The 17,940-nt window shown below is 61.4% G+C and carries 20 protein-coding genes; 2 read left to right on the forward strand and 18 right to left on the reverse strand.

Annotated features, from left to right (window positions below; translation table 11 throughout):
• Nucleotides 1-6: 6 nt before the first annotated feature.
• From AC0C6X_RS02295 to AC0C6X_RS02310, 4 genes are all read right to left on the reverse strand, one after another.
• Nucleotides 7-969 (reverse strand): flagellin N-terminal helical domain-containing protein, encoded by a 963-nt coding sequence (locus AC0C6X_RS02295; protein ID WP_472951708.1) that lies wholly within the window; start codon nt 967-969, stop codon nt 7-9.
• Nucleotides 970-1,325: 356 nt separating this feature from the next.
• Nucleotides 1,326-2,267, reverse strand: a complete 942-nt coding sequence (locus AC0C6X_RS02300) for a flagellin N-terminal helical domain-containing protein (RefSeq protein WP_472951711.1) — start codon at nt 2,265-2,267, stop codon at nt 1,326-1,328.
• Nucleotides 2,268-2,540: 273 nt separating this feature from the next.
• Complete coding sequence (locus AC0C6X_RS02305) at nt 2,541-3,482, reverse strand: flagellin N-terminal helical domain-containing protein (RefSeq protein ID WP_247958107.1); 942 nt, start codon at nt 3,480-3,482, stop codon at nt 2,541-2,543.
• A 290-nt stretch (nt 3,483-3,772) separates the two neighbouring features.
• Nucleotides 3,773-4,714, reverse strand: a complete 942-nt coding sequence (locus tag AC0C6X_RS02310; RefSeq protein WP_247958108.1) for a flagellin N-terminal helical domain-containing protein — start codon at nt 4,712-4,714, stop codon at nt 3,773-3,775.
• 404 nt (nt 4,715-5,118) lie between these two features.
• Here AC0C6X_RS02310 and AC0C6X_RS02315 point away from each other — a divergent pair, with 404 nt between their 5' ends.
• A complete protein-coding gene (locus AC0C6X_RS02315) occupies nt 5,119-7,032 on the forward strand; it encodes an O-linked N-acetylglucosamine transferase, SPINDLY family protein (protein WP_247958109.1) in 1,914 nt (637 codons plus the stop codon).
• 103 nt (nt 7,033-7,135) lie between these two features.
• Here AC0C6X_RS02315 and fliP read toward each other — a convergent pair whose 3' ends face one another.
• The 14 genes from fliP to AC0C6X_RS02385 form a co-directional block, all read right to left on the reverse strand.
• Complete coding sequence (gene fliP / locus AC0C6X_RS02320) at nt 7,136-7,873, reverse strand: flagellar type III secretion system pore protein FliP (RefSeq protein WP_247958110.1); 738 nt, start codon at nt 7,871-7,873, stop codon at nt 7,136-7,138.
• A gap of 8 nt (nt 7,874-7,881) precedes the next feature.
• Entirely contained in the window at nt 7,882-8,379 is a 498-nt protein-coding gene (locus AC0C6X_RS02325; protein ID WP_173515603.1) for a flagellar basal body-associated FliL family protein, read from the reverse strand.
• A gap of 18 nt (nt 8,380-8,397) precedes the next feature.
• Entirely contained in the window at nt 8,398-9,108 is a 711-nt protein-coding gene (gene flgH, locus AC0C6X_RS02330) for a flagellar basal body L-ring protein FlgH (protein ID WP_247958111.1), read from the reverse strand.
• Nucleotides 9,105-9,644 (reverse strand): MotE family protein, encoded by a 540-nt coding sequence (locus tag AC0C6X_RS02335; protein ID WP_173515601.1) that lies wholly within the window; start codon nt 9,642-9,644, stop codon nt 9,105-9,107. The genes flgH and AC0C6X_RS02335 overlap by 4 nt, the downstream gene beginning before the upstream one ends.
• The gene (locus tag AC0C6X_RS02340; RefSeq protein WP_173515600.1) at nt 9,641-10,756 is read right to left on the reverse strand and encodes a flagellar basal body P-ring protein FlgI; all 1,116 of its coding nucleotides are present in this window, start codon (nt 10,754-10,756) and stop codon (nt 9,641-9,643) included. The genes AC0C6X_RS02335 and AC0C6X_RS02340 overlap by 4 nt, the downstream gene beginning before the upstream one ends.
• Nucleotides 10,753-11,211, reverse strand: coding sequence for a flagellar basal body P-ring formation chaperone FlgA (gene flgA, locus AC0C6X_RS02345; RefSeq protein WP_472951856.1), 459 nt, complete (start codon nt 11,209-11,211; stop codon nt 10,753-10,755). The genes AC0C6X_RS02340 and flgA overlap by 4 nt, the downstream gene beginning before the upstream one ends.
• Before the next feature lie 71 nt (nt 11,212-11,282).
• A complete protein-coding gene (flgG, locus tag AC0C6X_RS02350; RefSeq protein WP_173515598.1) occupies nt 11,283-12,071 on the reverse strand; it encodes a flagellar basal-body rod protein FlgG in 789 nt (262 codons plus the stop codon).
• 11 nt (nt 12,072-12,082) lie between these two features.
• Nucleotides 12,083-12,424 carry a flagellar hook-basal body complex protein FliE gene (gene fliE, locus AC0C6X_RS02355; protein WP_173515597.1) on the reverse strand — a complete coding sequence of 114 codons (342 nt, stop codon included), beginning with the start codon at nt 12,422-12,424 and terminating at the stop codon, nt 12,083-12,085.
• Nucleotides 12,424-12,843 (reverse strand): flagellar basal body rod protein FlgC, encoded by a 420-nt coding sequence (flgC, locus tag AC0C6X_RS02360; RefSeq protein WP_173515596.1) that lies wholly within the window; start codon nt 12,841-12,843, stop codon nt 12,424-12,426. The genes fliE and flgC overlap by 1 nt, the downstream gene beginning before the upstream one ends.
• A 5-nt stretch (nt 12,844-12,848) precedes the next feature.
• Entirely contained in the window at nt 12,849-13,229 is a 381-nt protein-coding gene (gene flgB / locus AC0C6X_RS02365; RefSeq protein ID WP_173518077.1) for a flagellar basal body rod protein FlgB, read from the reverse strand.
• Nucleotides 13,230-13,399: 170 nt separating this feature from the next.
• Nucleotides 13,400-13,957, reverse strand: coding sequence for a flagellar protein (locus AC0C6X_RS02370; RefSeq protein WP_472951719.1), 558 nt, complete (start codon nt 13,955-13,957; stop codon nt 13,400-13,402).
• On the reverse strand, nt 13,957-15,348 hold the full coding sequence (gene fliI, locus AC0C6X_RS02375; protein WP_472951721.1) for a flagellar protein export ATPase FliI: 1,392 nt from the start codon (nt 15,346-15,348) through the stop codon (nt 13,957-13,959). Before fliI ends, AC0C6X_RS02370 begins: the two co-directional genes overlap by 1 nt.
• 18 nt (nt 15,349-15,366) lie before the next feature.
• Nucleotides 15,367-16,092: a flagellar basal-body rod protein FlgF gene (flgF, locus tag AC0C6X_RS02380; RefSeq protein ID WP_173515593.1), complete on the reverse strand. Its 726-nt coding sequence runs from the start codon at nt 16,090-16,092 to the stop codon at nt 15,367-15,369.
• 2 nt (nt 16,093-16,094) lie between these two features.
• Nucleotides 16,095-16,874 carry a DUF1217 domain-containing protein gene (locus AC0C6X_RS02385; RefSeq protein WP_472951859.1) on the reverse strand — a complete coding sequence of 260 codons (780 nt, stop codon included), beginning with the start codon at nt 16,872-16,874 and terminating at the stop codon, nt 16,095-16,097.
• A 183-nt stretch (nt 16,875-17,057) separates the two neighbouring features.
• Here AC0C6X_RS02385 and motA point away from each other — a divergent pair, with 183 nt between their 5' ends.
• Nucleotides 17,058-17,936 (forward strand): flagellar motor stator protein MotA, encoded by an 879-nt coding sequence (gene motA / locus AC0C6X_RS02390; RefSeq protein ID WP_173515592.1) that lies wholly within the window; start codon nt 17,058-17,060, stop codon nt 17,934-17,936.
• Nucleotides 17,937-17,940 lie beyond the last annotated feature (4 nt).

The following is a 17,940-nucleotide window of genomic DNA, read 5'->3' on the forward strand; positions in this document are numbered from 1 at the left end:
TGCGCCTTACTGCTGGAACAGGCGCAGGATGTTCTCGGAATTCGTGTTGGCGATCGACAGCGCCTGGATGCCGAGCTGTTGCTGCGTCTGCAGGGCCTTCAACCGCGTCGATTCCTCGTTCATGTCCGCGTCGACCAGACGGCCGACACCCTTGTCGATCGTATCCATGAGGTTGGCGATGAAGCTTTCCTGCATGTCGATGCGCTTGGTGATGGCACCGAGCGTGGAGCCGGCATCCGTCAGCTGACCGAGAATGTGGTCGACGACGCGGATCATGTCGTCCATCTCGGCATCGGTGGTCGACGACGTCAGCTTGATTTCATCCGACGTTCCCGTGGTTGGGCCAATCAGATGGAAGATTCTGACGCCCGTTGTTCCGGTCGGAGAGGTCAGCAGGGCAGCATCATAGCTTCTGGTCAGGAGGCCACGGCTGGCATTGGCCGTGTCGATCAGCATGGATTGTGCGGTGTCGAAGTCGAGGGTCGTGACGGACACGTTGCCGTTCGCATCACGGTTGAACGACGCAACGATCGACTTGGTGCCGACGGAGGCGGCATTCGCGTTGTAGAGCCAGTTCTCGCTCGAGAAGGATGCGGACTGAGCCGCAGCCAGGAGCTGGTTCTTGAGTTCGGTGATTTCCTTATCGATCTTAAGCTTGTCAACGCCCGGCTCGCGCGCGGCAACCAGCTTGCGCTTGATCTCGCTGACGACGTCGATCGACGAATTCATCGCCGCGTAGGCCGTATCGATCTTGGCTGCACCGAGGCCGAGTGCGTCTTCGACGGTCGACAGCGCGGCATTGTCGGACCGCATGGTGGTGGCGATCGACCAGTAGGCGGCATTGTCCGCGGCGGTCTGCACGCGGTAGCCGGAGGAAATCCGGTCCTGGACCTCGGCCATATCGGTATTGATGGAACGCAAGGTCTGAAGCGCCGCCATGGCGGCGGTATTGGTCATGATGCTGGTCATTGGTCACCTGCCCGGAATGAATTTCTGAAGACATTCCGGAGTGCAGAACCGGCAGCGATGGGACTGGCATCATGCGAATCGCCCCTGTTTTGCCCTGGAGGCGACCCTTCGCTCTTAACCAATATGTAATGATTGCATGGTTAACAAATGGTTAACGCCGTTAGTGACTTGGTAACGAAGGTGAACGAAAATAAGGAAATACGGATGAAGAGTTAAAGCGGATCGCACCATCCGCAAATGCGCCTGGAAAGCGGGAACGCGAAACGAAAAAGCCGCACAGCCCCGATGGGTGTGCGGCCTTTTGCGCTGTGTGCGAGGAGAGGGGCGAAGGTCGCCCGACTTTCCCTGGCGTTCGCTTAGCGGAACAGCGACAGGATGTTCTGCGAGTTGGTGTTGGCGATCGTGAGCGCCTGGATGCCGAGCTGCTGCTGCGTCTGCAGAGCCTTCAGGCGGGTCGACTCTTCGTTCATGTCGGCGTCGACGAGGCGGCCCACGCCCTTCTCGATCGAGTCCGAGAGGTCCTGAACGAAGTTCTGCTGCAACTCGACACGGCTGTTAAGCGCACCGAGGTCGGCGGCAGCGTCGGTCATCTGCAGGAGCGTTGCGTCGACGCCGGAGATGGCTTCGGCAAGAGCGCCCATGGTCATGTTGGTGATGTCCATCGTCAGGACGCTGTAGGCAGCCGTGACCGTCGAGCCGGTTGCGTCCTTGTACTCCATGTAGCTGGACAGCAGACCCGTGCCGGTCGTGACGTAGGAGCCGGAAGCGTTGACTTCGATCAGCGAGCTCTTGTTCGTGTCGAACTGCAGCGTCGTCAGGCTGACGTTGCCCTGGGCGTCGCGGTTGAACGAGCCGACGATCGACTTGGTGGCAGCGGTGTTGTTGGCGTCGTTGTAGACCCAGTTTTCGCCGGAGAACGAAGCCGACTTAGCAATGCTGATGAGCTGGTTCTGCAGCTCCTTGATTTCCTTCTGGATCTTGCTCTTGTCGACGCCCGGCTCGCTGGCGGCAACCAGCTTCTTCTTGATTTCGTCGACGACGTCCTTGGAGTTTTCCATGGCCGTGTAGGCAACGTCGGTCTTGGCGGCGCCGAGGCCGAGCGCGTCTTCAACGGTCGAAAGAGCCTTGTTGTCCGAACGCATGGTGGTTGCGATCGACCAGTAAGCGGCATTGTCGGCAGCGGTACCGACGCGCAGGCCCGACGAAATGCGGTCCTGGGTGGTTTCCATCTGCGAGTTGATCGAACGCAGGGTCTGAAGCGCGCCCATTGCGGCGGTGTTCGTCATGATGCTGGTCATTGGCTGAGTGCCCCTTGTTGGCTGATTTGGAATGGAAGGGACATTCCGGGAGCTACCGGGAAGCAGCGGTCAGCCTCATGCCTGTTAACGTTCATTAACCCGCCGTTTCGTTGGCCACAGAAAACACCATCGTGGTTAACAAAGACTGAAGCGGAGCCGATATTTCGATAGAAGCTGCCGGATTCGACCAAAAGGAAACCGCGCCTCCTGCGAAGCGCGGTTTCGATTTGCTGCGGTCGGGCGCGGGCCGAAACCCGCGCCGCCTGGCCTTGATTAACGGAACAGCGACAGGATGTTCTGCGAGTTCGAGTTGGCGATCGTGAGCGCCTGGATGCCGAGCTGCTGCTGCGTCTGCAGAGCCTTCAGACGGGTCGACTCTTCGTTCATGTCGGCGTCGACGAGCTTGCCGATGCCCTTCTCGATCGAGTCCGAGAGGTCCTCAACGAAATTCTTCTGCAGTTCGACGCGGCTGTTGAGCGCACCGAGGTCGGCGGCAGCGTCGGTCATCTGCAAGAGCGTTGCGTCAACGCCCGAGATGGCTCCGGCAAGATCACCGGTCGTCATGTTGGTGATGTCCATGGTCAGGACGCTGTAGGTAGCCGTCACCGTCGAGCCGGTTGCGTCCTTGTACTCCATGTTGCTGGACAGCAGACCCGTGCCGTTCGTGACGTAGGAGCCGGAAGCGTTGACTTCGATCAGCGAGCTCTTGTTCGTGTCGAACTGCAGCGTCGTCAGGCTGACATTGCCCTGGGCGTCACGGTTGAACGAACCGACGATCGACTTGGTGGCAGCGGTGTTGTTGGCGTCGTTGTAGACCCAGTTTTCGCCGGAGAACGAAGCCGACTTGGAAATGCTGATGAGCTGGTTCTGCAGCTCCTTGATTTCCTTCTGGATCTTGCTCTTGTCGACGCCCGGCTCGCTGGCGGCAACCAGCTTCTTCTTGATCTCGTCGACGACGTCCTTGGAGTTTTCCATGGCCGTGTAGGCAACATCGGTCTTGGCAGCGCCGAGGCCGAGAGCATCCTGAACCGTGCCGAGAGCCTTGTTGTCCGAACGCATGGTGGTTGCGATCGACCAGTAAGCGGCGTTGTCGGCAGCGCTACCGACGCGCAGGCCCGACGAAATGCGGTCCTGGGTGGTTTCCATCTGCGAGTTGATCGAACGCAGAGTGGAGAGAGCCGCCATTGCGGCGGTGTTCGTCATGATGCTGGTCATTGGCTGAGTGCCCCTTGTTGGCAATACTCGTGAAAAGGGACATTCCGGGAGCTACCGGGAAGCAGCGGTCAGCTTCATGCCTGTTAACCGGTTAATATCGTTGGTTAACCCGCTCCTTCGATGGACACAGCAAACACCATTGTGGTTAACGTCGGCCTAAGACGCCGCGATTATTTTCCCAACGTTCCAGCATCCGATAGATGCACGACAAAAAACCGCGCCTCTTTGGAAGCGCGGTTTCGATTTTCTGCAGTCGGGTGCGGGCCGAAACCCGCGCCGTCTGGCCTTGATTAACGGAACAGCGACAGGATGTTCTGCGAGTTCGAGTTGGCGATCGACAGCGCCTGGATGCCGAGCTGCTGCTGTGTCTGCAGAGCCTTCAGGCGGGTCGACTCTTCGTTCATGTCGGCGTCGACGAGCTTGCCGATGCCCTTCTCGATCGAGTCCGAGAGGTCCTGAACGAAGTTCTTCTGCAGTTCGACGCGGCTGTTGAGCGCACCGAGGTCGGAAGCGGCGTCGGTCATCTGCAGCAGCGTTGCGTCAACACCCGAGATAGCTCCGGCCAGATCACCGGTCGTCATGTTGGTGATGTCCATGGTCAGGACGCTGTAGGTAGCCGTCACCGTCGAGCCGGTTGCGTCCTTGTACTCCATGTTGCTGGACAGCAGACCCGTGCCGTTCGTGACGTAGGAGCCGGAAGCGTTGACTTCGATCAGCGAGCTCTTGTTCGTGTCGAACTGGAGCTGTGTGAGGCTGACGTTGCCCTGGTTGTCACGGTTGAACGAACCGACGATCGACTTGGTGGCAGCGGTGTTGTTGGCGTCGTTATAGACCCAGTTTTCGCCGGAGAACGAAGCCGACTTGGCAACGCTCACGAGCTGGTTCTGCAGCTCCTTGATTTCCTTCTGGATCTTGCTCTTGTCGACGCCCGGCTCGCTGGCGGCAACCAGCTTCTTCTTGATCTCGTCGACAACGTCCTTGGAGTTTTCCATGGCCGTGTAGGCAACGTCGGTCTTGGCAGCGCCGAGGCCGAGGGCGTCCTGAACGGTCGAGAGAGCCTTGTTGTCCGAACGCATGGTGGTTGCGATCGACCAGTAAGCGGCGTTGTCCGCGGCGCTACCGACGCGCAGGCCCGACGAAATGCGGTCCTGGGTGGTTTCCATCTGCGAGTTGATCGAACGCAGGGTAGCAAGAGCGCCCATTGCAGCGGAATTGGTCATGATGCTCGTCATTAGAGTGTCCCTTTTTTACTTAAGACGATTGGGGGACATACCGGACTGTTTACACTACCGGTGATGGCGGATCGGCTTCATGCCTCTCGGTTCCAACGACAATCTCGGAAGAAACCAAACCCGTCATGTGAGGCCGAATATCGAGTCCAATGCTTGCGAATTCCTTAAATGACCGAGCCGGGTCGGCGAGAGATAGTTTATACTTAACAACGCTTTAAGTCAGCTTACCGGGCTGAGGCCAGAGCCTGCGCGATGGCTCTCCCTGAGACAGACACAACGGCTTCATAGGGGCCGTCGGCGTCATGCCTGAGGCAAGGTTTCGCCTCTACGATACCCGTAAGACCTGCTTTGCGACATCGGGGTGTCTCGCCCCGAGCCGGCCTGTACACTCGACGGAGCTCCTAGTGAACGCCCAAGCCATCTTCTCGACCGCTTCCCGGCAATACCAGAAAGGCCAGTACACGGACGCGCTCGACCAGCTCAACATCCTGATGAACATCAACCGGGATACGAAGACCTATGTGCTGCTTGCCAAGGTGCTCCTGAAACTCGGTTTCAAGCCCGAGGCGGCGCGCGCCTACCAGCTCGCCGGAGAGGCCGGCGGTTCGCGGTCGCAGGACTATCTGACCGAGGCGATGAAGCTCTATTTCGTCAACGGGCACGAGGACGAAGCGCTGGCCATCGGCCTTCCGCTGCTAGAGAAAGCCAAGACGGATCCGGAGATCGCATTCATCATTGCTTCGATCTTCCTCAAGCGCGACCAGAAGGAGATACTCGGCCTGTTCAAGGCGCCGCTGTCGACCAGCAGCAACCGTCATCATCAGGCGCTGGCCTTCAAGCTGCTGACCGCCGACGTCGGCGACCTGCAGGACCGCGAGGCAGTCGCCAATCTCTTCAAGACGCATCCCAAGAACACGACGCTGCGTTCCGCCTATCTCGTCTATGCCCGCGAAGCCAATGACTACGCGGAGGTCGAGAAGCATGATCGCGATATCCAGCGGTCACTCAAACTCGGCCAGTACGACATTCTCGCCGCAGAAGCGCCCTACTATCACGTCACCTGGTGCGGCGACGAAAAGCTCAATTACATCGCCGGAGCCATGCAGCGCGCCCTTCCGGAGGAACTGGCAAAGGCACGCCGGAGCCGGCCGCATAGCTGGGGTGAGCGCATCCGTATCGGCTATGTCTCGTCCGACTTCTGGCACGACCACGCGACCATGAAGCTCCTCGCGGCCGTGCTGATGGCACATGATCGCTCGCGTTTCGATATCACTCTCTTCTGCCACACATCGCCCGACAACGTCGCGCGCGATAACGGGTCCCGCGAAAAGTGGGGCAAGATCATTTCCATCAACGAGCTTAGCGACGACCAGGCGGCGGAGGTCATCCGTGCCGAGAACATCGACATTCTCGTCGACCTGAAGGGACACACGCTCGAAAGCCGGGTGAACATCTTCAACCGGCAGACGGCTCCCGTCCAGGTGAGCTGGCTCGGCTTTCCCGGGACGACGGTCAACGTCGACCTCGACTATATCATCGGCGACCCGCACGTGCTGCCGGACGGCAGCGAACCGCATTACTACGAGAAATACTGCAGGCTTCCAGACACCTACCAGCCGAACGATCCGATCAACCGTCCGCTTCCGCAGCCTATGTCGCGTCGCCAGCTCGGCCTTCCCGAAGACGCGTTCGTCTTCGCCTCGTTCAACGCCAACCGCAAGATCTCGTTGCAGACGATCAACCTATGGATCGAGATCCTTCGGCAGACGCCGGACAGCGTGCTGTGGCTGATGTGCAGCCGCCCGGACGCGCGCGCAAACATCATCGCAAAATTCAAGAGCGCCGGCATCAACCCCAAGCGCATCATCATATGCCCCAAGGTCGTCTATCAGGACCATATCAGCCGCATCCCCGTCGCGGACATCGGCCTCGACACCTATCCCTACAACGGCCACACGACAACGTCAGAGCAGCTCTGGGCCGGCCTTCCGGTCTTGACCTTCAAGGGTACCAACTTCGCCTCACGCGTGAGCGAGAGCCTGCTCAACGCCATCGGCGTGCCGGAACTCGTCGCCGCGGGACCGGAAGACTATGTTCGCGAGGCGGTCGCGCTCTACAACAACCGCGGCAAGATCGCCGACTACCGCAGAACACTGGAGGAAAACCGGTTCCGCATGCCGCTGTTCGATTCCGAACGCTTCTGCCGCCACCTGGAACAGGGCTACGAAATGATGGCTGATCGCGCGAGAAAAGGTCTGGCGCCCGGTCATATCGACGTTCCGGCCCTGCCGGCGCGGACCGGTTCGTTCGAGCGCTAAGCAGTCCGACACTTATCCGGACGAGGAAAGGCAGTGCCAAGGCGCTGCCTTTTTGTTTGCGCCTTTTCCAAGCGCGCCAAACGTTCGATGACGGATCTTTAATTTAGCTGAAGGAGCGCACCAGGCTGCCGACGAGCAGGTTCCATCCGTCGATCAGCACGAAGAACAGGATCTTGAAGGGCAAGGAGATCGCCGTTGGCGGCAGCATCATCATGCCCATGGCCATGGTGATGGTGGCAACGATCAGGTCGATCACCAGAAACGGCAGCATGATCAGGAAGCCGATCTCGAAGCCGCGACGGATTTCCGAGATCATGAAGGCCGGCACGACCGCCCTGAGGTCGACCTTGTCGTCGACGACGACCGTCTGGCCCTTTTCCTTGGCGATATCGATGAAGAGCTGCAGATCCTTGTCGCGGGTGTTGGCGAGCATGAACTCGCGGAACGGCTCGCTGATCCGTGGGATCGCCTCGCTCTCGGTGATCTGGTTCTTCATCAGCGGATCGATGCCGTCGCGCCATGCGCGATCGAAGGTCGGCCCCATGACATAGAAGGTCATGAACAGTGCCAGCGAAACCATGATCATGTTCGATGGCGTGGTCGCGAGACCCATGCCCGTGCGCAGGATCGCAAACGCGATCACGAAGCGCGGAAAGCTGGTGACCATGATCAGGATGCCCGGGGCCACCGACAGTACGGTCAGAAGACCAAAGGTGCGGATGATCCACGAGGCTGCCGACCCTTCGATCGGCGTATTCAGGATATCAGAGGGAAAACTCTGGGCGCCGGCAATACCGGACATCGCCGTCATGGCGACTATGAAGGCGACAAGCCGGACCATTTACCGAATCATTGGATGACGAAGGTTCTGAACATCACATTGGTTACGCGCCCATCGGAGCGCAGGTCAACCCGCTCCTGGATGTCATCCCGGAGATATTGAAAGCCGCGCGGCCCCTGGATCTGCTGCAGGGAAACCGTCTTCAGATAGGCGGCGATATCCTGGTGGATCTGCTCGGCCAGCTTGGGATCGGGCACGCCGTCGAACTGCAGCGCCACCTCGAGCCGTACCCAGTTTTCCGAGGGATAGGCAAGGTTGGTGGTGATCGGCTCGAGCTGGACGACGCCGTTCGCTTCGGTCGCAACCTTCGGCAGCCCCTCTTCGCCGGTGGCATTGGCGGCCGGTTCCCTGGTCGCCTCCACCTCTGCCTTCGGCGGAGGCGGAGCGAGCAGGCCGCCGACCAGCCAACCGCCGCCGCCGGCGACGAGTGTCAGCACGGCAACGATCGCGATGGTCATCACCTTCGACGACGGCTTCGGAGCGCTGGCGGAATCGAATTCTTCCATCTTGCCGTTCCCTGCCGATCAGATCGGCGAAAATAGATCCATGAACTGCTGGCCGTAGGGCGGCTGCTGCACCTCGGTCAGGCGACCGCGGCCGCCATAGGAAATGCGCGCCTCGGCGATGCGGTCGTAGGAGATGACGTTGTCGGCATCGACATCCCGCGGCCGGACGATACCGGCGACGTTGAGGATACGCAGTTCGTGGTTGACGCGGACCTCCTGCGAACCGCTGATCAAGAGGTTGCCGTTTTCGAGAACCCCGGTCACGACTGCTGCGACGAGCACCCTCAGCTTTTCCGAACGCTCGGTCGTGCCGTCGCCCTCGGTCTTCGTATTCGAGCCATACTTCAGCTCGCCCTCCCAACCAAAATCGCTGGCCTCCGACTGGCCGTTTGCGCCGACGTTGAAACCACTGCTGTTCTTGCGGCTACGATCGGTCTTGTTGTCGAAAGTGGCCCCTTCGTTGATCTTGATATCGACCGTCAGAATGTCGCCGACATTGATGGCGCGCGCGTCCTTGAACAGGGCCGCCTGCTGGTCGTTCCACAGCGAATAGCCGTTCACCACCTGGCGCGGCTGCTTCGGATACATGGCGAGCTGCGGGGTCTGGGAGTATTGCAGGCCGCTGCCGATCGGGCTCATCGAAGGCGCCCGACCGATCTCGTTGAGCGCCTGGTTCTGACACCCGGCAAGGAGACCCGCCGTCAGCACGGCCGTTAGACGCATTTTCATGATGGTTCCTTCGAGGTGTTCGGATCGCTGGCGCTCGAGATGATGTTGGTAAGGGTTGCCGCCTTTTCGTCCGTCATTTCGCTGAGGATCAGCGACGACTGGCGTGCCGGCAGTTGCATGACGATCGCCGCCGCAATCTCCGGATTGACCATTTCCAGCTTGCCGGCAGCCGCATCCGGCTTCATCGTCTTGTAGATGTCGACAAGGCCGAGTTGGGCCTGTTTCAGAAAATCATTGCGGCGTTTCAGCCAGTCCTCGTATTCGTCGCGCCGCTTCTCCAGCGTCGCGATGCGTTCGTCGATGCTTGCCTGCAGGGTCTCGAGATCCTTGCGCTGCAGCACGTAGCGCTGGTCGCGGGCGGCATCGGCAATGTTGGTGCAGAACTGCTGAATCTCGTTCTGCGTCCCGTCGGCCGGCGGAGGCGCGGTGACGTCCTGGGCGAAGGCGCCGGGCATCGTCAGCATCGAGGCTGCGGCCGCGCCGGCGAGCAACAGGTTGCGGACCTTGCCGAGAGTTGGGTTAATGTTTGCCGTCATTGCAGCACTAGCTCCGCCTGGAGGGCCCCGGCCGTTTTGATGCTTTGCAGGATGGCGATGATGCCATCCGGCTTGACACCGATGTTGTTGAGACCGGCGACGAGGGAGCGGAGGCTCGATCCGTTGAGGATCGCCACCGTGCCGCCGTCGGACTGCGCGTTGATGGTCGTGTTCGGTTCCACCTCCGTTCGCCCGCGCGAGAATGGCAGCGGCTGGACGACAGTCGGCGTCTCGCTGACCTCGACGGTCAGGGTGCCGTAGCTCACGGCTACCTCATTGATGCGAACGTCCTGGCCGATCACGATTGTGCCGGTGCGTTCGTTGATGACAACGCGGGCCGGGACGTCCGTCTCGATCACGATGTTTTCGATATCGGCCATCAGCCGGGCGAGGTCCGCCATCTTCGGCTTTTCGACGAGCACGGCCTGGGAATCACGCGCCTCGGCAATGCGGCCGCCATATCGCTGGGCGGCATATTTGTTGATCGCCGCCGCCATGCCGACGGCCGTCGAGAAATCCGGGTTGCGCAGTTGCAGGACGAGGTTGAAGCCATCCTTGAACTTGGACGGCAGCTCGCGCTCGATGATCGCGCCGTTGGGCACGCGCCCGGCCGTCGTCACACCCTGGTTGAGGGTTGCCGCATCACCCTGCGCGGAGAAGCCCGTTACGACGACGGAGCCTTGCGCGACCGCGTAGATCTGACCGTCCGCGCCGGACAGCGAGGTCATCACCAGGGTACCGCCGCGAAGCGAGGTGGAATCGCCGAGCGAGCCGACAGTCACGTCGACGCGGCTGCCGGGGCTTGCAAACGGCGGCAGCGTCGCCGTCACCAGAACCGCGGCAACGTTGCGCGTGCGGGAATCGCCGCCCTGGGTGGAGATGCCGAGGTTCTGCAGCATCGCGCGGATCGACTGATCGGTGAACGGCGAGGCTCGCAGGGTGTCACCGGTCCCCTGGAGGCCGACGACGAGACCGTAACCGATGAGCTGGTTGTCGCGCCCCGCCTGAAGCGACGCGACGTCCTTGATCCTGGACGCGCCGAAAGCCGGCGTCAGTGCCGCGGAGATCGCGACGGCCAGCGTCAGGAACCATTTGCAGGCAAGCATTTTCATTTCGCCACCACATGGACAGTGCCGTCAGCCATCACCGTTCCGGAAACGATGACGCCGGTATCGATGTTGCGCGCCCGGATCAGTTCACCGACCGCGGCATCCTGGAGCGGCGATCCGGCGGCGCTGATGGTCAGGCTGCCATTGCTGAAGACGAGGCGCACGGTGGAACCGCGCGCGACGGCATATTGCTCACGCAGCGCGTTTGCGAGGATCACCCGGCCGGGCAGGAGCGTGCGCTTGGTGACCTTGCCCTCGATTTCGCTGAGGGTCCTGACGTAGCCGTCCGCGAGATCGGGGTTGGTGACGTCGACAACCTCGACGCGGCTGCGGTCGAGCGTTTCGCCCGGATAAATGGTCCGCGTCGGGATCACTGCAGTCAACCGTTCTGCGACGCTCGCCGAAGGCATCAGGAAAGCGGCGGCAAGCAAGGTGCCAGCCGCCAGACGAAGCGCCATCGATGCGCTGCCGTCTTTCGAAACCTTGATGTCTTCGGATCGGCGAAACATCATGTTTGCCCCCTCTTTCGTTACCTGAGGTTCTTGCTCACCGTGGCCGCCATTTCATCAGCCGCCTGAATGATCTTGGAGTTCATCTCGTAAGCGCGCTGCGCCGAGATCAGGTCGGTAATTTCCTTGACCGGATCGACGTTGGACGCTTCGAGGTATTTCTGCTTGATCTGGGCGAAGCCCGGGTCCGCCGGGGTGCCGACGATCGCGTCGCCGGAAGCCGGAGTCTCCTTGAAGAGGTTGTCGCCCTGCGGCTCGAGGCCGGCCTCGTTGACGAAGTTGGCGATCGTCAACTGACCGATTTCCTGCATTGCGGGATCGTTGCCGATACGCACCATCACCTGGCCGGAACTGGTGAAGGCGATTTCCGTCGCGTCCTGCGGAACCGTGATGCCGGGAACGACCGTGTAGCCGTCGATAGTCACGAGTTGGCCCTGGGCATTCTTGTTGAACGCGCCCGAGCGCGTATAGACCGTCTCGCCATCAGGCGTTTCGACCTGGAACCAGCCGCGACCCATCAGTGCCAGGTCATAGTCATTGCCGGTGTTGACCAGGCTGCCCTGGATATGCAGGTTGCGCACGGCCGCCGTCTGGACGCCGAGACCGATGATCGCGCCTTCCGGAACGATTGCCTGGTTGGAGCGGTTCGGCACGCCCTGGGCACGCTCGGTCTGATAAAGCAGATCGGAGAATTCGGCGCGCGCACGCTTGTAACCGGTCGTGTTGATGTTCGCGATGTTGTTCGCGATTACCTCGAGGTTCAGCTGCTGGGCGTTCATGCCGGTGGCGGCAATGGAAAGGGCCTTCATGTCTCGTTCCTTCAGATCTGCATGCGCGCGATTTCGAGATAGGCGGTGACCACCTTGTCGCGGATGGCGATCGCCGTCTGGAGCGACTGCTCGGCATTCATGACGGCATCGACAACTTCACGGGTGTTTGCCTGACCGCGAATGCCATCGAGCGATGCGCCCTCGGCCTTTTTCATCGCGTTGATGGTATCGGTTGCCATATCCCCGAGGACCGAGGCGAAGCTTTGCCCCTGCGGCACGCCCGGCGTGGCCGCCGGCATGCTGAAGATCGACGACGAGGAAGATGTGGAACGGGTGCCGTCGGTCTCTTTGGTGACCGAGAATGCGCCGAGGGATTTGACTGCATCGATCATTATTGCGAGGCTCTCAACAGGTCGATTGTCTGTGAAATCAGGTCACGGGACTGCTTGATGGTCTGGAGGTTGGCCTCATAGGCGCGGTTGGCTTCGCGCATGTCGGCCATCTCGACCAGGATGTTCACGTTCGGCATCTTGACCATGCCCTTGTCGTCGGCGGCCGGATTGCCCGGATCGAACTCGATGTTGAAATCCGAATCATCCGTGCCCTGCCGCTCGATCTCGACCAGCGAGGCGCCGCTTGCGCGATCCACTTCGGCTGCGAAGCTGATGGTCTTGCGGCGGTAGGGCTCCGAACCCGGGGTGTCGCCGGTCGAGCGGGCGTTGGCGATATTCTCGGAGACGATGCGCAGACGGGTCGATTCCGCCTGGAGGCCGGAGGCCGATACCTTGAGGGCCGAGGTCAATGGATCCATGGTTCTTACTTCCGTACCGTCATCAGCATCATGCGGTGAAACGCCTTCACAAGCCCGGCGCTGAGCTCGTAGTCGCGCTTGATCTCGCCGGTCTTCATCATTTCCTGCTCGATCGCGACGCTGTTGCCGGATTGCTGGATCTGCACGCCGTCGACCATGCCGACTTCGGCCACCTGCGAGGCTTCGAGGCCATCGGTGAAATGCGCCTTGTGGGTCGCGGCCATCTGCATGCCGGTATCCTGCAGCACGCTTTCGAACGGCTTGACGTCCTTCGCCTTGTAGTGCGGCGTGTTCGCATTGGCGATGTTGCCGGCCACCACGTTCTGGCGAACGGTCAGCCACTGGGCCTGCCGGGACGCGAGGTCGAAAAGCTGAATTTGCATCAGAAGCTCCATGCTTGGTGATGCGAACCTAGGCCGGTAATCTTGCGTGGGACTTTCGTCGGAAGCGGCTGCGATCGGGATGCCTGCATCCCACGGGCGGCCGGCGGGCGAACGGCAGCACGTCGCGCATCCGAGGAGATGCGCGACCATCATCCTGACGATGCGCTGGCAAATCAGTCGGCTTGGTAGACTTCGCCTGACGAGGTGATCATCACCCAATGGCCGTCGCGCTGCTCGAGCGTGGCGAGCCGGGTATTGTCGGGCAGAACCGAGCCGATGCGCACGATGTACATGCCGCTCGCATCCTCGATCAGCGCCCGGCCATTGGCGACATGCATCAGCTTGAAACCAGACTTGCCGGGAAAGGGCTGCGACAGCCCCTCTTCCGCAGCCGACCCTTCGGGAGCCGGACCAGCGCCGATGCCCGGCACCGTCGCCGTCGTCAGCTGATCGATCGCGGCAAGCGCCTCACCGTCGGCATCGGGCATCGCCAGCGGCGAGACCGAGACGACGTTGCGGGCGGCGCGCTCCGGCAGATCGCGGGTGGAACCCTGCCAGAGCGGCGGCATGGTGAACTTGTCCTGATGGAAGAAGGCGTACCAGGGAAAGAAGGTCGCGAAAGCGGCAAGCGCGACGCCGGTCGCGGCCAGGAACTTGTCGGTCATCGGCATGCGGCTGCTTCGCTTGCGCTGATGCACCTTTTCATCCGCATCGTAATCGGTCACCGCCATCACCTCGCCCTCGCGCCCGGTTGATTGCCCATCGCCGCCGCCTTCAATGCATTCGCAAGATCGGCAAAAGCGTCCTGCGCCGGGCGCTCACCGGCGGTCTGCGTCAGCACCTCATAGATGACCGGCACCTGCTTGATCGCCATGTCGAGGTCGGGATCGCCACCGGGGCGGTAACCGCCGATCAGGCGAAGGTCGCGGGTTTCCTCGAAGCGGTGGATCAGCGCCTTCAGACGCGCCACCAGCTTTTCCTGATCCGGCGTCCAGGCCTTGCGCGCCAGACGCGAGATCGAGGCGAGCGGATTGATCGGGGGATAACGCCCCTCTTCCGCAAGGCTGCGTTCGAGAACGATGTGACCGTCGAGAATGCCACGTGTCGAGTCGGCGACCGGGTCGTTGTGGTTGTCGCCATCGACGAGGATGGAGATGATCGCCGTGATCGTGCCCGTGCCTTCCGTGCCGGGTCCGGCACGCTCCAGCAGGCGCGGCAGTTCGGTGAAGACGGAGGCCGGGTAGCCGCGGGCGATCGGGGGCTCGCCGGAAGCCGTCGCCACTTCGCGGATCGCATGTGCGAAACGCGTCACGCTGTCGACGATCAGCAGCACGTTGTCGCCATTGTCGCGGTAGTGCTCGGCGATGGTGACGGCGGTCAGCGGCGCCATCTTGCGCAGCATCGGGCTTTCGTCGCTGGTCGCCACCACCGCGACCGACTTTGCGAGATTGTCGCCGAGCGTATCTTCGATGAATTCGCGCACTTCACGGCCGCGCTCGCCGACCAGCGCGATCACCACCTTGTCGAAGGCGTCTGCTCGCGCCAGCATGGACAGCAGCGTCGACTTGCCGACGCCGGAACCGGCGAAGATGCCGAGACGCTGGCCGAGGCAGAGGGGCGAAAAGATGTCGATCGCCCTGACGCCGGTGACAAAGCCCTTCTCCACCCGCTTGCGGCTCATCGACGGCGGCGCGGTGTTGGAGATCGAGCGGCGCACCTCGCCCTGCAGCAGCGGCCCGAGACCGTCGATCGGCTCGCCGAGCGCATTGATGGTGCGGCCGCACCATTGGTCTGTCGGCGCGACGCGGAAAGCGCCCTTGCGGATCACGGTGTCGTGGATACCGATGGGATCACCCGGCTCGATCGGGCAGACGACCACCCGCTCGGGCTCGACCCGCACCACTTCGCCGAGATGGGTTCCGGTGACGCTCTTGTGGGCGACGAAATCACCGAGCCGCACATGCCGCGACAGGCCGGTTACCGTGTAGTGACCGGGCGAGATCGTCTGCACGTGACCGCCGGGAGCGATCGAGAATTCGGGCTTTGCATAGCGCTCGACGAGGCCGGCAAGTGCTGCCAGAGAGGTCGATCCCGCGCTTGTCTTCAGGCCTTCGCGTTGCATGCCGGTACCCGTCAGAAATTAGCGACTGCCGCCGAGCGTCTTGACCGCTTCCTCGAGCGATCCTTCGCTATCACGCAACAGGGCGGTGATGTTGTCGAAGGCGCGCGTGACCATGATCAGCTGCGACATTTCCTGGACGGCATTGACGTTGGACTCCTCGACGAAACCCTGCATCACGCCGACATCGAAGCGGTCGACCACCGGCTCCGGCTGCATCGCCGGCTGCACGGCGCTGTTGTCGAGACGGACGAAGCCGTTGCTGAAATCGGCCTGGTAGAGGCCGAGCGAGGCGACCGCGACGCCGTTCTGGTGAAGCGCACCATCGGCGCCAACCGTGATTTCCCCGCTATTGCCGTTGAGCTGGATCGGCGCACCACCGGCGTCGAGTACCGGATAGCCGCGGATCGTCACGAGTTCTCCGGCGTCCGTCAGCGTGAAGCGCCCGTCGCGCGTGAGCGCCGGGCCGGCCGGCGTCTCGATCTGAAACCAGGCGTCGCCCTTGACGGCGAAGTCGAGCGCCGAGCCGGTCCGCGTCAGCGAGCCGTTGCTGGTGTTCAGGAACTCCTCGCCCTTGCTGACATAGGCAACCTTGGTCGGCTTCGTATCGCCGAGCATCTGGTTGAACTTCACCTCGGTACCGCGGAAGCCGACGGTGCTGGCATTCGCGATGTTGTCGGCGAGCGTGTTGAGGCGCTTTTCGAGCGCCATCTGCGACGAAATCGCGACGTAAAGACCGGTCTGCACGTTCAGCGTCCCCCGAGTTTCAGGCTGTTGATGGACAGGAGAAGATCGGAAGAGATGCCGTAGCCGCTCGAAGAACCGAAGACTGCGAGCGGATCATAACCGTCCGTTGAATTTTTGGTTTCCCAGAGCGCCGTGAACCGGTCGAGAAACTCGGTCACCTTGCTCGGGTTCTGGAAATCCTTGAAATCGATCGCCTCTTCATAGGCCTCGGCCTGCCGATCGACATCGGTCGCGGCGAATTCGTCGGGCAGTTGCAGGGCGGTGCGCACTACCTGGGCCAGCGCCTCGTCGGCGATGATGGCATAACCACTGCTGATCGTCGGCGCCATGCGCGCAAAGTAAAGGGCGAGCCGTACGCCGGCATTCTCCTCACCGGCATTCTGCTCCAGCGTCTGGCGGGCATATTTGTCGGCAACGCCCTTCTGCGCGCGGTCGAAGGATGTGGCGGCCGCACCCTGGGCGGCAAAATTCAGCGATTCGACGAGTTGCTTGTAGCGGTTGTCGGTCAGCTTGTTGGCAAAGGCGTCGTCATTGTCGATGCCTTCGGTCAGCACCTTGCGCATGAAAGCCTTGGCATAGGCCATGTCTTCGAGACCGTGGGCCTTCATGGCGTAGTTATAGAGCCTGGTATCGGCAAAGAAATCGTCGATCGTTTTCACGTCACCGATCTTCGACAGGTAGTATTCCGTCTCGCGCGCCACATCCGGCTGTTCGGCGACGCGGGCCAGCGACTTCGTCAAGTCGGCCGTTATCAGCTTGTAGCTCGTATAGGTCGTGGTCACGATCGGTTCGCCCCTGCCGGAATGACTGAGACAGAGCATGCGCCCTGCCTTGGCAAATCCTGACCGGATAGCCTTGCGCGAACCTGTTCCAGTGAAAGGCTTCGCCGCCCGTACCGGCCAGCCTCACGCAAGGATGAAACCGTATCCCGTTAGCGGAAAATAGGATCGCGACAGGTATCGAAAATGAACATCATCATCGGGCTTCTTGTGACGTTCGGCTGCATTCTCGGCGGCTATCTGGCCATGGGCGGCCACATGGAGGTCCTCAACCAGCCCTTCGAACTGTTGATCATCGGCGGGGCCGGCGTCGGCGGCTTCATCATGGCCAATTCGATGAAGGTGGTGAAGGATACCGGCAAGGCACTCGGCGAAGCCTTTCGCCACAGGGTACCGAAGGAGCGCGAATATCTCGACACGCTCGGCGTTCTCTATTCGCTGATGCGGGACCTGCGCACCAAGTCGCGCAACGAGATCGAAAGCCACATCGACAACCCGGAAGAATCCTCGATCTTCCAGTCGGCGCCGACGGTTCTGAAGAACAAGGAACTGACGGCCTTCATCTGCGACTATGTGCGCCTGATCATCATCGGCAACGCCCGTTCGCACGAGATCGAAGCGCTGATGGACGAGGAAATCCAGACCATCACCCACGACAAGATGAAGTGCTACCACGCGCTGACGACGATGGGCGATGCCTTCCCGGCCATCGGCATCGTCGCCGCGGTTCTCGGCGTCATCAAGGCCATGGGCGCGATCAGCGAGGCGCCGGAAGTTCTCGGCGCCAAGATCGCAGCCGCACTCGTCGGCACGCTGCTCGGCGTGTTCCTGTCCTATTCGATCGTGGCGCCGGTTGTCGCCAACATCAAATCGGTGCGCGAAAAGCAGAACCGGCTCTATGTCATCGTCAAGCAGACGCTGCTTGCCTACATGAATGGCTCGGTACCGCAGGTCGCTCTCGAATACGGCCGCAAGACCATCTCGGCCTATGAGCGTCCGTCGATCGACGCGGTCGAGCAGGAAATGATGAACCCCGGCGGTGGCAGCGAAAGCAAGGCGGCCTGATCCC

It is taken from the genome of Ensifer sp. VA4, assembly GCF_055710065.1.

Bases quoted from the DNA above. Each gene is read 5' to 3' on its own strand.
- AC0C6X_RS02295 (WP_472951708.1), bottom strand. From the start codon at position 969: ATGACCAGCATCATGACCAATACCGCCGCCATGGCGGCGCTTCAGACC.
- AC0C6X_RS02300 (WP_472951711.1), bottom strand. From the start codon at position 2,267: ATGACCAGCATCATGACGAACACCGCCGCAATGGGCGCGCTTCAGACC.
- AC0C6X_RS02305 (WP_247958107.1), bottom strand. From the start codon at position 3,482: ATGACCAGCATCATGACGAACACCGCCGCAATGGCGGCTCTCTCCACT.
- AC0C6X_RS02310 (WP_247958108.1), bottom strand. From the start codon at position 4,714: ATGACGAGCATCATGACCAATTCCGCTGCAATGGGCGCTCTTGCTACC.
- fliP (WP_247958110.1), bottom strand. From the start codon at position 7,873: ATGGTCCGGCTTGTCGCCTTCATAGTCGCCATGACGGCGATGTCCGGT.
- AC0C6X_RS02325 (WP_173515603.1), bottom strand. From the start codon at position 8,379: ATGGAAGAATTCGATTCCGCCAGCGCTCCGAAGCCGTCGTCGAAGGTG.
- flgH (WP_247958111.1), bottom strand. From the start codon at position 9,108: ATGAAAATGCGTCTAACGGCCGTGCTGACGGCGGGTCTCCTTGCCGGG.
- AC0C6X_RS02335 (WP_173515601.1), bottom strand. From the start codon at position 9,644: ATGACGGCAAACATTAACCCAACTCTCGGCAAGGTCCGCAACCTGTTG.
- AC0C6X_RS02340 (WP_173515600.1), bottom strand. From the start codon at position 10,756: ATGAAAATGCTTGCCTGCAAATGGTTCCTGACGCTGGCCGTCGCGATC.
- flgA (WP_472951856.1), bottom strand. From the start codon at position 11,211: ATGGCGCTTCGTCTGGCGGCTGGCACCTTGCTTGCCGCCGCTTTCCTG.
- flgG (WP_173515598.1), bottom strand. From the start codon at position 12,071: ATGAAGGCCCTTTCCATTGCCGCCACCGGCATGAACGCCCAGCAGCTG.
- fliE (WP_173515597.1), bottom strand. From the start codon at position 12,424: ATGATCGATGCAGTCAAATCCCTCGGCGCATTCTCGGTCACCAAAGAG.
- flgC (WP_173515596.1), bottom strand. From the start codon at position 12,843: ATGGATCCATTGACCTCGGCCCTCAAGGTATCGGCCTCCGGCCTCCAG.
- AC0C6X_RS02370 (WP_472951719.1), bottom strand. From the start codon at position 13,957: ATGGCGGTGACCGATTACGATGCGGATGAAAAGGTGCATCAGCGCAAG.
- fliI (WP_472951721.1), bottom strand. From the start codon at position 15,348: ATGCAACGCGAAGGCCTGAAGACAAGCGCGGGATCGACCTCTCTGGCA.
- motA (WP_173515592.1), top strand. From the start codon at position 17,058: ATGAACATCATCATCGGGCTTCTTGTGACGTTCGGCTGCATTCTCGGC.